Genomic DNA, 14,246 nt, shown 5'->3' on the forward strand with positions numbered 1-14,246 from the left:
ACGCTCACCTGCCCGCGGCGAAAGCCGTCGGGTCAGCCTATCTTTCCCCGAACGTCCTTTCCACACGAGGGCTGGAGCCATTCATGCATCTGTCCGTCTTTAGGCGGAAGGGGCCGGAAGGCACATCGCCAGACGTGTGGCCGCTCGATTCCGCTCCGCAACAGTATCACTAAATCTCTGTCTATGCGCTGCCACCAAGGAGCCGAAGCATGCACGACGTCTTACCTTCGGCCGTCCGTGGAGTCCCGGGTGGGGTGGCCCTCTAGACCATCCTGACGGCGGCCTCGACCAGACGGTCAGCATGGGTGTTCTCAGCTGATGCCTACAGACCTGGCCGGCCTCCAGAGCGGGCTGCCGGCCCGGCATCCACTCCCCCGCGCGGATCCCGTCCCCCGCCCTTGCACGCTCTCCGTTATCCCTCCTCCTGCTGGTCGATCCCTCTCCTTCCACGCCAGAGGAGAGAACGCAACCCATCCCTGCCACAGGAGCGGCCGTGACTGAGCAATCGCCCGAGTTAGCCGACCGGATTCCAGGAGACGAATCACTCCTCGAACTGCCAACCGACCGGCCGCGTACCCGTGCTGCCGGTAGCCGTAGGGCGGACGAGCCATTCGCCATCACCGGAGTCGTGGCCGAACAGGTCGACGCATTGGCTGGTCGGGTCGGGACCGACAGGTGGGTGGTCCTCCAGACCGCGTGGCGCCTGCTGCTGCACCGCTACAGCGGGCAGAGACGATTCGTCATGGGTGTCATGGGTGTCCCCGTCGGATCAGCCGGGGTGCACGAGCACACCACGGAGCCAGGCACCGTCGTCGAGTGTGGCGATCCCGGGCCACTGGGATTCGACGCGTTGGCCAGAGCACACGCCTCCGAGCTCAGGTGCCTGTCTGGCAACCCGGCAGAACAACCGGGCGACGGCGGACACCGAGTCGGATCTCGGGCCCGGACGGCACGCGCGGTGTTTGCCTGGTACGGCGAGGAGACGACGGTCCACGGCGAGCCGTCGGAGTCTCCCGTGGCCGATGGGAGCACCTTCCGGGCGGACGTCAGACTGACGATGACCGCGACCTCCGCCGGTCTCGACGGTCGGCTCAGCTACGACCCCGAATTGTTCGACCGCGACACCACCCGCCGCATGGTCACTCACCTGATGACCCTCCTGGGCAGCGCATACGCTGATCCGCACACCCCCGCTCGTCTCCTCACCCTGCTGACGCCCGACGAGACCGCCACGATCACCCGGCAGTGGGGCCGGGGCAGGGCAGCCAGCACGCCCGACCTGTGCCTGCACGAGCTGTTCGAGAGGCAGGCGGACCGGGTGCCGGACGCCGTCGCGGTCTCGTGTGGTGAGTCCACGCTCACCTACGGGGAGCTGGAGCGCCAGGCCAACCAACTCGCTCGGCTGCTCCGTCAGCGCGGGATCGGGCCGGAATGCCGGGTAGGCGTCCTCCTGAGGCGGGAGCCGAGGGTGATCGTCGCGATCCTGGCGACGCTCAAGGCCGGCGCAGCATACGTACCGCAGGACCGCGATCAGCCTCTGGAGCGGACGGCGACCACTCTCGCGGCCGCCGGTGTCAGCCTGACGATCACGGATGCCGACACCGCTGACCTTCTGGTGCCGACCGGCCTTCCCGTGCTGGACGTCGATCGGCATGCCACCGAGCTGCGGGCACAACCGAGCGACCGGCCGGAGCCCCTCGCCGCCCCACACAATCTGGCGTACGTCATCTTCACCTCCGGCTCCACCGGCACGCCGAAGGGCTCGATGATCGAGCACCGAAGTGCCGTGAACTACCTGCTGTGGGCTGATTCCGTGCTGCCCACGGGCCATCGGCAGGGCACCCTGGTGCACACCCGGCTGAGCTTCGACTTCACCGTGCCGTGCATCTTCGTACCCCTCATGAGGGGCGCGGAGGTGGTGTTGCTGTCCGACGGCGCGAGGATCGACAAGGTGGTCGACGCGCTCACCGGCGACGCCGACTTCGACTTCGTCCGGCTCACCCCGTCGCACCTCGAAGTCCTCGAAGGGCAGCTTCGACTGCGGGGCGGAGAACTGGCCACCAGGACTCTGTTCGTCGGCGGTGAACCGCTGCGACTGGAGGTCGTCAGGTCCCTCGCGGCCCGGGCAGCGGGGCTGACGGTGCTGAGCCAGTACGGCGCCACGGAGGTCACCGTCGGCGGTTGCTGCGTGGACGCGACCGCCGTTGCCGCCGCAGGCGGTCGAGGCACCACTCCTCTGGGGCGCCCCAACCCCAACATCCAGGTCTACGTGCTCGACGAGAATCTTCAACCGGTCCCGTACGGGGTCGTCGGCGAAGTGGTGTTCGGTGGTGCCGGGGTCGGCCGCGGCTACGTGAGGTCACCGGGTCTCACCGCTGAGCGTTTCGTGCCCGACCACCTCGGCGGCCGCCCTGGTGCCCGCCTCTACCGGACGGGGGACCTCGGACGATACCGCGCGGACGGGACGCTGGAGATCGTCGGGCGCCGGGACCGTCAGGTGAAGGTCAACGGGCATCGGATCGAACTCGGTGACGTGGAGAACGTACTGCACACCCACCCGGGAGTGGAGCGGGCCGTCGTAGGCGTGGTCGGTCGTCCGGACGGACGGCGTCGCCTGGTGGCCCACGTGCAGCCTCGCCCACTGGTGGAACCGGTCACCGCTCGACAACTCCAGGAGATGTGTGCCGCCGTACTGCCGGCGTACATGGTGCCGACCAACATCGTCATCGTGGAGACGCTGCGGCTCACGCCGAACGGCAAGATCGACGTACGGGCTGTTTCCGATCACGCCGACCGCGTCGGCGACGAACCCGCTCCCCTCAGCCCTGACGAGCAGCGGATCGCGCGGGCGTGGCAGACGGTCCTCGGGGTGGACGTGGTGGAGTCCGCAGACGACTTCTTCGCGCTTGGTGGCGATTCCCTCGCGGCGATGCGCGTGGTTCACCTTCTGGAAGCGGCGGAGCATGTCCGGATCGGGTTGGATGACATCTTTGCCCATCCGGTCCTGTCAGCACTGGCGGCGCGGGCGACGAGGGTGGAAAGCCTCGCCCAGCCGGCCGTCGCCGCCGAAGATCCGACAGGCCAGCCGGCCGGTGGCCTGTCCCCGACTCAAAGCGGTCAGTGGCTCCTGCACCAGGTGTATCCCGAGCTACCGATATACAACGTCCCCCTGGCCTACGAACTCACGGGGCAGATCGACGTGGCCGCCCTGAACCAGGCGCTGCACCTCCTGGTGAGCCGGCACGAGGTGTTGCGCACGTCCTTTCCGGAGAGCCGTGGCCTCTCCACCCTGCGGGTGCATCCCGACGCGAGCGTCAGCCTCGACGAGGTCGATGCGACGGGGAACGACCCCGCGGTGTTGAAGGCGCAGATGCGTCTCGTGGCGCGGACACCCTTCGACCTCGAACGCGCGCCCCTGCTGCGCGGCAGCCTGGTGCGGCTTCGCCCCGACAGGCATGTTCTGCTGCTCTGTCTGCACCACATCATCTGCGACGACTGGTCGATCGGTGTCCTCACCAAGGAACTGAGCGAGCTCTACGACAGCATCGTGGAATCGCGGCCGGCACGACTGCCGACGCTCGACGTCACGTACTCCGAGTTCGCGGCGTGGTACCAGCGGTGGCTCAGCGGCGAACGGCTGGCGCGCCAACTGGACTACTGGCGTTCAGCCCTCGCCGGCTACGTCCCCTTCGACCTGCCCACCGACAGGCCGCGCCCGAAACAGCGACCGGTGAGCGGCGATCGGGTCGAGGTCGACCTGCCCGGTCCCCTCATGGGCCAACTCCGTGCGACGGCTGAGGATCACGGCTGCACTCTCTTCATGGCGGTCGCCGCGGCGTTCCAGGAACTGCTGGCACGATACGCCGACCGGGACGACGTGGCGATGATCGTGCCAGTCGCGGGCCGCCATCATCCCGGTACGGAGTCTCTCGTGGGGCTCCTGATGAACACGGTCGTCCTGCGCGTCCATACCGGCGGCGCGCCGACGTTCGTGGAGATGATGGAGCGTGTGAGGCAATCGGCGCTCGGCGCATTCAGCAACTCGGACGTGCCTTTCGTTCGGCTCGTGCAGGAGCTCAGCCCTCCCCGCGACCGGAGCCGCCAGCCCTTCACGCAGGTCGCCTTCGCACTTCAATCGGTCACGCCTGCCCCCGTAACCTTCGCCGGCACGGAGGTCCGACAACTGTCTATCCACAACGGAACTGCCAAGCTCGACCTGATGGTCGAGGTGATCCCCGTTTCGCCGACACGATGGTCGTTGCGCGCCGAGTACGCTACCGAGATATTCGACCGCGTTGCGATACAGGAGTTGGTCCTACACTTCCGTCAGCTACTCACCGCCGGAGCGCGGGACCCGAAAGCACAGCTCTCGGGGGTGCAGCTGGTTGAGGAGCGCCACCCCTCGTAGACGGCCATCGAGCTTGGTGCTCCCGTCCAGCGCCGATGTTCGACAGCGGGACGTTGCATGGCGAGTTCCACTTCCGCTGCCCCTCGATCCCGAGCCAAGCCGCCTCTGCGCACTGCCTGGAAAACCCAGTGGGCGAGGTCGAATCAGCCGGATTCACCGGTCGACCCCTCGATGCATAGAAATCGGTCAGGAATGAGAAGCGATTACCGCCCCGGCAGGCGAACAGTCATCCTGTGCGTCGCGGCCAGCGATTCCCACGTCGTCGCGAACCACCTCATAGCCTATTTGCTCAGGTCCCGCGGCTTCAACGTGGTGAACCTCGGCGCCTGCACGACGGTGTCCGATATGTGCGATGCCCTTCTCCGGTGGCCTGAAGCGGAGGCGGTACTCGTCGGCAGCCTCAACGGACACGCACGACAGGATCTCGCCGACCTGCCGGCGGCGAAGGAACGCGGTGCGATCACCTGCCCGGTGATCGTCGGGGGCAACCTGTCGGTGGCCGTGACCGACGACATCAGCCAAGAGGCGGCCCTCTACGCCCTGGGGGTGGATCACATCCTCCGCGACCCGTCCACGATCCCCACGGTGCTCGATCAGCTCCGGGGGCGACCCGACGGCGAGGTGACCGCCCTCTCGGGTGCGCCACGCATCGAGGAGACAGTCGATGGACACCGATGAGCTTCCATCGGCTGCCGATTCGATCGGTTTCATCAAGGGACTGAACAAGCCCACTGTCTCCGATGTCCTGAGGGCGGCGCAGGCCCAGGGCCTGGTGGCGGTTCAGCCGCGCTGCGGTGTCGGCGGTCATGAGCAGATGCGCGCCCTGTTGCTCGCCCTCGAAGAAGGCGCCCACCCCGACATCCTGAGTCTGACGATCGACTCCTACACGCGGCTCAACCAGTTCGACAGGGCGCTGTCGTCGTTGTCCAACGCCCCTGAGGAAATGAACGGCTACCCGCTGGTGACGCACGGCTGGCGGCGCGGACGCGACCTGAACCAGGCGGTCTCGGCCCCGCTGGAGGTGCGCCACGGCTCTCCGTTGCCGCGCCGGTTGTTCGAAACCACGATCGCGTCCGGAATAACGTCCTTCGAGGGCGGCGGGATATCGTACAACCTGCCGTACTGCAAGGACGTGCCGCTCGCGGCCTCGTTGGACGCGTACGCGGAGATCGACGCGAGGTGCGGCGAGCTGGCTCAGGCGGGCGTGGTCGTCGACCGTGAACTGTTCGGCAGCCTCACCGGCGTGCTCGTGCCGCCGTCGGTCAGTCTCGCGATCAGCGTGTTGGAAGCGGTCATGGCCACCCGCGCCGGAGTGACCTGCATCTCGGTCGCGTATCCCCAGGCCGGCAACCTGGTGCAGGATGTCGCCGCGCTGCGCGCGATCCGGTCCCTCGCGAGCCGCTACCTACCCTCGTCAGTCGACGTGCACCCGGTGCTCCACGAGTTCATGGGTGTCTTTCCGAAAAGCCGCGCCCGCGCCGAGCAACTCATATTCGCGGGAGCCCTGACCGCGAGGCTCGGCGGCGCGGCGAAGGTGGTCACGAAGACGATCCAGGAGGGCTACGGCATCCCGGACGCCTCGGCGAACATCCATGGGATGCGCCTCGCACGGATCGCGAACGCCCCCTTCGTCCATGCCATCCGGCTCGACGAGGACGCCCTGGAGGAAGAGCAGCACTGGATCGAGCGCGAGGTGGATGAGATCGTGGGTCCACTGCTCGCCGCCGCCAGTCTTCCACTGGCGGTCTCCTCGGCATTCGAACGCGGCTCCCTGGACGTTCCCTTCAGCGCGAGCAGGCACGCGAGGTCGAACGTCATGCCGTGTCGGGATCGTGCCGGCGCGGTCCGCTATCTGGACGCGGGCGGGCTTCCCTTCTCCGGGGACGTCATGCGTCGAAACCGCAGCCTGCTCGATGACCGGTGGCTCACGGCCACCGATCACGACCGGATGCGACTACTGATGGCAGACATCAACTACTTCCTTGAGCCGCCAGGGGAGCAGGATTTCGACTTTGCGCCGACTGTGGTTGATTCGGCAACCCAGGGAGCTGATCCGGAGGAAACGTATGCTGCATGACTGGTTCATCCGGAGCGTCGAGAAGTATCCAGACGAGCCCGCGCTGATCGCCGACGGACGACAGTTCAGCTATGCCGAGCTCGACGGGATCTCCCGCACCATCGGCCACCGCCTGCTCGCCGAGGGCGTCGGCCGGCCGCGAATCGGCCTGCTGTCCACGCGTACCGTCGAGACCCACGCGGCCTACCTCGCGGGGCTGCGGATCGGCGGCGTCGTCGTGCCGCTCGACCCTGCCCATCCTGCGGATCGCCTGGCCTTGGTCGCCCGCTCGGCCGGCCTGGACTTCATCGTCGCCGACGACACGGCGGACGCCACACTTCTGGACTCCCTCCCGGCCCGTGTCGTACGCATCGGCTCGCCATCGACATCGGACATCGCTGCCGGATCGCCGTCGCGAGGCAGCTTGCCTGACCGGACGGGCGATCCCGACGACCTCGCCTATCTGCTGTTCACCTCAGGCTCGACGGGCCAACCCAAGGGCGTGCCGATCACGCACGGCAACGTGGACCCGTTCATCGATCTCAACGTCGCCCGCTACGGGATGGAACCAGGCTGCCGACACTCGCAGATGTTCAGCCTGACGTTCGACCTGTCGGTCTTCGACATGTTCGTCACCTGGGGCTCCGGCGCCGCCCTGGTCGTACCGTCGGCCGACGACCTCTACGATCCGGTCGAGTTCGTCAACAAGCACCGGTTGACGCACTGGTTCTGCGTACCCTCTCTGGTCTCCATGGCCACCCGGGCGCGGCTGTTGTCTCCGGGATGCATGCCGTCGCTGCGCTGGAGCCTGTTCTGCGGGGAGCAGCTCACGCTCAACCAGGCGCAGGCGTGGGCCGAGGCGGCGCCGAACAGCACGTTGGAGAACCTCTACGGGCCGACCGAACTCACGGTGGCGATGACGTCATACCGCCTACCGAAGGAACGCGGCGCCTGGCCGGCGACATCCAACGGAACAGTGCCGATCGGCGCGGTGTATCCGCATCTGGAATCTCAGATCGACCCAGAATCCGGCGAGCTGCTGGTACGGGGCTCCCAGCGGTTCCACGGCTATCACGACGCCAAGGACAACGTGGGACGGTTCACCGAACCCGCCCTTGCTCAACCCGGGTCCGACCGCCCCGGGCCTGAGGCGTGGTACCGCACCGGCGACCGAATCGCCCTGGAAAATGGAATCCTCGTTCACCTGGGCCGCCTGGACCACCAGGTCAAGATCCGCGGATACCGGATCGAGATACACGAGATAGAAAGCGCCATGCGGATGTGGACAGGGGTCGATGACGCGATCGTCCACGCCGTCGCGCATCACGACGGGCAACTCGAGCTCGCCGCCGTCTGCACCGGTGACGTTCCGTCAGCGCCAGAACTACGCAAACGACTTCGTCCCCACCTGCCCGACTACATGATCCCTACGCGCATCGAGACCCTGGACGGCCTTCCGGTGAACGATCGCGGCAAGACCGATCGAACGGCCTGCGCGGGACTGCTGCAGAAGAGGTTCGCGCGCTGAGTCCGGCCGTCCGGAGCATGGAAAGGCGATGACACCAGCCGACAGGGTGGAGTGCGTTTCTCTTCGGCGACCGCCCGCCCGAGTGGTGGCCTTGGCGGCGAGCAGCGGGGCAGAGTCCGAGTTTGTCCCTTCTACTTCTCTTGGAGAATCTGATGCCCATGGATCAACTTGCGCGGAAGTCGCTGGAGGAGTCGATGTGCGCCCTGTTCGCCGAGTGTCTCGACATCGAGACCGTTTCGGTGACGGACGACTTCTTCGACGTCGGTGGCCACTCGTTGCTCGCGGCTGAGGTCGTGACGAGGATCAACGTCGAACTGGAGGTCGACCTGAGGCTCCGTGACTTCTTCCGCAAGCCGACTGTCGCGGAGGTCTGTGAGCTCATCGCCGAACAGGAGGGCGTCGCCCGGAGCGAGCGCTCGTGAGGACAGCCCGCGGCAGCGTACGCACCCCGTACCCCTTACGACGGACACAGAAGGGGCGCCCGCCTGGCGGCGGGTGCCCCTTCGCGAACAGACGTGTCTAGTGACTACCGGAAGGTGACGTCACTTCTGTTGACCTTGCAGTTGGCGTCGTTCCAGCCCTCGCCGAGGTAGCTGGGTTCGCTGCCCTTGGGCACACCCTTGTACTTGCCGCAGATGGTGGCCGAGCCGATCACGACCACGCGAGTGATCGTCGCGGTGTCGTTCCAGTTGCTGTTGATGCCGGCGAGCATGTCGATGTCGTCGACGAGGACGTTGTCGATACGCACGTGACGGGTGTGCGAGGTGGAGCAGTTGCCACAGGCGCGGTACAGCTTGCCGGACCCCTTCAGGTAGAAGCCGGAGATGTTGACCGTGCCGTTGCCGTTGTGCTGGAAGGTCTTGTCGCTGCCGTTGCGCGCGCCGCCACCGATGATGTAGGAGGTACCGCCGTTGGTCTGCTTGAAGGTGGCGGCGTCCTCACCGATGTCGTTCCACCACACGTTGCGCAGTGTGCAGGTGCCCTCGCAGTGCACGCCGTCACCGGCGGGCGAACCGAGGATGACGTTCTGCAGCGTGCCACCATTGGCGATCTTGAACATCGGGTCCTGCGACTCCCCCTGTCCACCGTCACCGATGCAGCAGTACGTCTTCATCCCGCCGTCGAAGGTGCCGGAGACGCTGACCGTGCCCGAGATGCTCACCGAACCGGCCGACGACGGCCACGCACCAGTCGGCGCGCCCGGGTTGCTGGTCGGGATGGCCGTCGGACCGCTGGTGGGGCCACTGGTCGGACTGGTGGTCGGGATCGACCCGCCGCTGGAGTACGTCTCGAACTCGGCGATCCGTGGGGTGCCGGACGCGCTGGTGATGACGAAGGAGATCTTCTTCAGCGACGTCGAGGAGAAGTTGATGGTGCCTGGGGCGCTGCTGCCGCTGGCCAGGACGGAGCCCGTGTCGTGGTTCTTGAGCTGCCAGCCGCTGATCGCGCCGCCGCCCGAGGCCTGCACGATGGCGGCCGAGGACACCGTCGTGGCGCCGCCCCACTTGACCGAAACCGTGCCGGTCGAGCCGCTCGGCGACCAGTAGGTGCTGGGGTTGCCGTCGATGACGTTGCCATAGCTGGTACCACTGGCCTTGCTGGAGCCGTCAGCGCCGGCGCCGAGGCTCAGGTTCGTGGCGGCAGAGGCGTTGGGAATCTGCAGCGCCAGGGCGACGACGGCACCTGCGACCGCGGTGGCACCACCGGCCAGCCACCGCGCGGCGACTTTGCGTCTCATCTGAGTTCACCTTTCAGGCATGGGCACCGGGTATGGGAAAGCGCTTTCCGGCAACGATAGAGGCTGACCAATGAAGTGGCAAGGATCACTTCTTGTTGACGACCGCTTCCTGTGCGTAGTGCCACGCGGTGGTGACCCCGACGGCGGATCCGGCGGCGAGGCGGGCGTAGGTGTCACCGTGCGCAGGTGACCGGGGGCGTATCGCCCCGACCTGCAAGGTCAGGGCGAAAAGGCTCACCACATGGGCCCGGCCGGCTACCCGTCCTACGCCGACAATTGCTCACCACCTGCACAAACGTCCGGCTGAGTCCACCGGTGGCTGCGCAGGCGGACGTCACGACTGCCCTCGCCTGGCACCTCGCCGGAGGTGCCTACCGCAACCGACGGGTGTGACGTCGTAGCCGAACCGGTCGCCGGTCCGGGCAGCGCCGTCGATCCGCCCTGTCCTCGTCGGACAGCGCCTCGGCCAGCGGCCCGACACTGGCGGAAGTCAGCTCCCAGGGGTGGCTGTCCCATGGCGGTCACCGCTCGGCGATTGAGAGCCGGAGTTGAGGAGCACCGGCGCGAGCAGGGTGCCTCGTTCGGTGGTGCCGCGGATGACGGTGCTCGATTCCCTGACCAGTCGGGAGGTGAGACCGGTGAGCCCGGCCGGTCCGTAGTGCAGCCCCCACACCGCGTGCCAGTCTCGCACCGTGCCGCCCTGCTCGTCGTAGCCCGGCTCGGTCCGGGGCACCACCCGCCGCTGCACGATGTACCGGCCGTCCCTGGCCGCCGTGGTGAGCGCGGCGCGCCAAGTCGTGTCGTCGACCGTCCAGCCGGCCACCGTGCCCTCCCCCCGGGCCAGCGTGGTCGGTTTGAGGATGTTGTCGGACCGGTCGCGGATCAGACCGGTCAGGTCGTACGACGCGTCGATGCGGGTCGCCTGGGGCAGGATCCGGCGCAACGAAGCGCGTTCGGCCTCGGTCAGCGCGCTTTGCACCGCGGGCAGCTGCACCAGGGCAAGGCAGGACTTGCTGTTGAACACGTCATGCGCCGGTACGGTGACCACCGGCGGCATGGTGCCGTCCGCTGAGGGGTGCAGCCGCCGCCAGGCGATCGCCGGTTCCGGCTCGGCGGCGAGTTCCTCCAGGTTGAACAGCCGCAGGATCGCGCTGACTCCGGCGACACCGTCGGCGATGGTCCCGTCGGGTTTCGACAGATCGGCGATTTCTGCCAGCCGGGTCCGGAAGGGCCGCGTCTCGATCCGCTCCGCCATCGGCTGCCATGCGGCGGCCCACTCCGCGAGTGCCCCGGTCGCCTCGACCATCAGCACCTCCCTGAGCTCGCCGGGCCTGCCGGCTTCCTGCTCCGGCGCCGCCGCGTCCAACACGTCGACCAGGCCGGTGACGGAATCGAGGTGACGTAGTCCGTGTCGCTCGGCGAAGGGACCGAATCGTGGGTCGGCCAGGATCGCGGCAGCCAGAGGTGCCCGCCGCACCCCGCCGACCGCGGTGCTCAGGCCCAGCTCGATCACCTTGAAGCCGGTGCCGTCGTGGATCAGGTCGGCACGGCCGTACCGGACGAGGCGTGGCAGGTCGGTGTCGACGAGCATCGGGCGGATCACCGCCGGCGCGTCGGTCAGCGCGCCGAACGCGGCCAGGCTGCCGCCCGCGAGAAGATCGGGCAGTCTGCCGACGACATCGAGCAATACCTCGAAGTCGGCGTAGAACGAAGCGATCTCACGCTCCGCGACGAACATCGGGCGCGGGAAGGTCCGCGCCGCGAGTTCCGGCCCCAGCACCGCGACCGCGTGATCGGCTGGCAGGTCGGCCGGCAGCTTGCCGGCTCCGACCGCCCTCAGATAGTCCGCGGCGGGGTCGGGAAGGAACACCGGGCCGGTGGAGCCCATCAGGCGCCCCCTGCCCTGGTCGCGACGCGCAGGTGGTGCGGCGTGCCGTGGCAGGAGCGGGTCGGCGTCGGCCGTCCAGGCTGACAGGAGCAGGGCATGGTCTGCCTCCAACTGGCGCAGCAAGCGGTAATCGGCGTGCAGGAGTTGACAGCGACCGGGAACGGGTCGCCTGGTCGAAGGTGGCTGTCGACGGAGTGGAAGGACTCGAGCCGATGGAGTCGACGGGAGTCGTAGCCGGCGGAAGCGCCCGAGTGCCGCGACAACATCACTTCATCGCCACGGTTCGGCTGAGTTTCAAGGCACCAGACCCGACGGACCCGCAGTGAATCGTCCAGCACGAGCACGTGCGAAGTCGCGCGTGAAGGTCACCGGTTCCTCCTTGGCTCCGACATCGTGAAGAGCTCGAACCCGAGGGCTGGAAGGAGCCGCTACCAGCGTTCGACGAGTGATCAAGGCGATGATCAGCCATAATTGCCTGTTTGGCAACGAGAGAGTTGTCGGTCCCTGGGGTCCGGCACCGGGGTTGCCACCCGTCAGCTCGCCGCCGACATGAGCACGACCGAGTCCGGCCCGGTCTCTCAAGTTCCTGGAAGCCGTCGGCTACCACGCCCGCGTCCGGAAGCTGACCACGATGCTGTGGGACGCGGGGCAGTTCCTAGGCGTGTTCTTCGCAGCCTCATGAGCCGGTCGGTGAGGTCGTGGTGGTGGGGACGGCCGCCGGTCGCCGTGGCGACCAGCACGCGGTTGAGGGCATGGGTTCTCCAGCGCTCGAAGGAGGAATGGTCTGCGCGCCGGCCGGCCGCACCGGCCGCACGCAGGACGGATCTGGCGCGGAGGTGCCCTTCCCCCACACGCTGCGCTGCTCCCGCCTTCCGCCGCCCGAGGCAGCGAAAGTTTCGCGCCGGACGGCACGCTTTCTCCTTGACGCACGTCAATGCTGTCCGCGCAACCGCCCGCGACGTTGACTTCACCGGCTCGCTTTCCTAGCCTCTCCAGGCAACTATCGCTGTCGATAGAGGAAATTTCTTTAAGCCCCGTGGGAGCCGCATGAGTATCGCGCAGCAGGAGACGGCCACCCGCGAGCGTGCGGCCGGTCCGCCGCGCTGGGCCGACGGTACGTTCCGCAACCCGGTTATCCCCGGCATGCACCCGGACCCGAGCATCTGCCGCGTCGGCGAGGACTACTTCCTCGCCTGCTCCAGCTTCGAGTACTTCCCGGGCGTGCCGATCTTCCGCAGCCGCGACCTTGTGCACTGGGAGCAGATCGGCAACGCGCTGGACCGGCCGAGCCAGCTCCCCCTGCCACCGCAGATGCCCTCGTCCGGCGGCGTCTACGCACCCACGCTGCGCCACCACGACGGCCGGTTCTGGCTCATCGTCACCAACGTCGCGCCCGACGCCGGCACCATGGTCTTCACCGCCACGGACGCCGCCGGGCCGTGGTCGGAGCCGGTGCGGCTGTCCGACGTCGCCGGCATCGACCCGGACCTGGCCTGGGACGAGAACGGCGACTGCTGGTGCACGACGGCCGGCATCCACCAGGTGCGCGTCGACCCGCACACCGGCAGGACGCTCGGCCCGCCGCGCCGGACGTGGTCCGGCGCACCCGGCGCGCAGGCCCCGGAGGCCCCGCACCTGTACCGGATCGGCGGCCTCTGGTACCTGCTGATCGCCGAGGGCGGCACCGAGCGGGGGCACGCCGTCTCCATCGCCCGTGGTCCCGCGCCCGACGGGCCGTTCGAGCCCTGCCCGGCCAACCCGATCCTCACCCACCGCGGCACGCACCGGCCGATCCAGAACACCGGCCACGCCGACCTCGTCCAGGCGCCCGACGGCTCCTGGTGGATGGTGCTGCTGGGCGTACGGCCGGGCGGTGGCACCCCGGGATGGCACGTCCTGGGCCGGGAGACGTACCTCGCGCCGGTCACCTGGGTCGACGGGTGGCCGGTGGTCGGCGACGTCAGCCCGGTCATGCCCGCGCCACCGTGGCCGCCCCGGCCGGTGCCCGCGCCGCCCGTCCGCGACGACTTCGACGACGCCCGGCTGGATCCGCGCTGGGTGTCGGTGCGGTCCCGACCCGCCGGGTGCTGGTCGATGGCGACCCGCCCGGGCTGGCTCACCCTCCACGCCCGCGGAGCGTCGCTCGACGAGCCGGACGTGACCTTCGTCGGCCGTCGCCAGCAGCACCTGTCCTGCCGGGTCCGGGCACTGGTCGACCCGGCCGAGGGCGTGGGTGGGCTCGCCGTACGCCTGGACGAGCGGCACCACTACGACATCGAGGTCGGCGACGGCCGGGTGCGGGTCGTGGCCCGGCTGGGGTCGGTGCGCCCGACCGTCGCCACCCGCCCGGTGGCACCGGGCCCGGTCCAGCTCCGCGTCGACGTGGTCGCCTCCGCGCCCGGCAGTTGGCACCCGTGCGAGGAGCCCGACGTGCTGCGACTCGGCATCGAGCACCCCGACGGCACCTTCGACCCGCTCGCCGAACTCGACGGCCGATACCTGTCCACCGAGGTGGCCGGCGGATTCACCGGCCGGGTGATCGGCGTGTACGTCGCCTCCGGCACCGTCCATGTCGACTGGTTCGACTACGAACCGCTCGACGTGGCCGGCACTAGCCTGGCGCCGTGA

The 14,246-nt window shown here is 68.3% G+C and carries 8 protein-coding genes; 6 read left to right on the forward strand and 2 right to left on the reverse strand.

Going from position 1 to position 14,246, the window contains the following annotated elements; genetic code table 11:
* Positions 1-493: 493 nt before the first annotated feature.
* From EV374_RS17890 to EV374_RS17910, 5 genes are all read left to right on the forward strand, one after another.
* A complete protein-coding gene (locus EV374_RS17890) occupies positions 494-4,408 on the forward strand; it encodes a non-ribosomal peptide synthetase (RefSeq protein ID WP_132236785.1) in 3,915 nt (1,304 codons plus the stop codon).
* 192 nt (positions 4,409-4,600) lie between these two features.
* Entirely contained in the window at positions 4,601-5,086 is a 486-nt protein-coding gene (locus tag EV374_RS17895) for a cobalamin-dependent protein (RefSeq protein WP_132236787.1), read from the forward strand.
* A complete protein-coding gene (locus EV374_RS17900) occupies positions 5,073-6,485 on the forward strand; it encodes a methylaspartate mutase (RefSeq protein ID WP_132236789.1) in 1,413 nt (470 codons plus the stop codon). Before EV374_RS17895 ends, EV374_RS17900 begins: the two co-directional genes overlap by 14 nt.
* Positions 6,475-7,992, forward strand: coding sequence for an AMP-binding protein (locus EV374_RS17905; RefSeq protein ID WP_132236791.1), 1,518 nt, complete (start codon positions 6,475-6,477; stop codon positions 7,990-7,992). The genes EV374_RS17900 and EV374_RS17905 overlap by 11 nt, the downstream gene beginning before the upstream one ends.
* A gap of 158 nt (positions 7,993-8,150) precedes the next feature.
* On the forward strand, positions 8,151-8,414 hold the full coding sequence (locus EV374_RS17910; protein ID WP_165947823.1) for a phosphopantetheine-binding protein: 264 nt from the start codon (positions 8,151-8,153) through the stop codon (positions 8,412-8,414).
* 104 nt (positions 8,415-8,518) lie between these two features.
* Here EV374_RS17910 and EV374_RS17915 read toward each other — a convergent pair whose 3' ends face one another.
* Both EV374_RS17915 and EV374_RS17925 read right to left on the reverse strand, forming a co-directional pair.
* Positions 8,519-9,730 (reverse strand): pectate lyase, encoded by a 1,212-nt coding sequence (locus tag EV374_RS17915; protein WP_132236795.1) that lies wholly within the window; start codon positions 9,728-9,730, stop codon positions 8,519-8,521.
* 490 nt (positions 9,731-10,220) lie between these two features.
* Positions 10,221-11,618, reverse strand: a complete 1,398-nt coding sequence (locus EV374_RS17925; RefSeq protein WP_132236797.1) for a hypothetical protein — start codon at positions 11,616-11,618, stop codon at positions 10,221-10,223.
* A 1,047-nt stretch (positions 11,619-12,665) separates the two neighbouring features.
* On the opposite strand from EV374_RS17925, the gene EV374_RS17930 reads away from it, so the two are divergent.
* Positions 12,666-14,246, forward strand: coding sequence for a glycoside hydrolase family 43 protein (locus tag EV374_RS17930; protein ID WP_132236799.1), 1,581 nt, complete (start codon positions 12,666-12,668; stop codon positions 14,244-14,246).

The sequence above is a fragment of the Micromonospora sp. CNZ303 genome (assembly GCF_004345505.1).

Excerpts from the sequence above, each read along its gene's own strand:
- EV374_RS17895 (WP_132236787.1), top strand. The coding sequence starts at position 4,601 with ATGAGAAGCGATTACCGCCCCGGCAGGCGAACAGTCATCCTGTGCGTC.
- EV374_RS17900 (WP_132236789.1), top strand. The coding sequence starts at position 5,073 with ATGGACACCGATGAGCTTCCATCGGCTGCCGATTCGATCGGTTTCATC.
- EV374_RS17915 (WP_132236795.1), bottom strand. The coding sequence starts at position 9,730 with ATGAGACGCAAAGTCGCCGCGCGGTGGCTGGCCGGTGGTGCCACCGCG.
- EV374_RS17930 (WP_132236799.1), top strand. The coding sequence starts at position 12,666 with ATGAGTATCGCGCAGCAGGAGACGGCCACCCGCGAGCGTGCGGCCGGT.
- EV374_RS17905 (WP_132236791.1), top strand. The coding sequence starts at position 6,475 with ATGCTGCATGACTGGTTCATCCGGAGCGTCGAGAAGTATCCAGACGAG.
- EV374_RS17910 (WP_165947823.1), top strand. The coding sequence starts at position 8,151 with ATGGATCAACTTGCGCGGAAGTCGCTGGAGGAGTCGATGTGCGCCCTG.
- EV374_RS17925 (WP_132236797.1), bottom strand. The coding sequence starts at position 11,618 with ATGGGCTCCACCGGCCCGGTGTTCCTTCCCGACCCCGCCGCGGACTAT.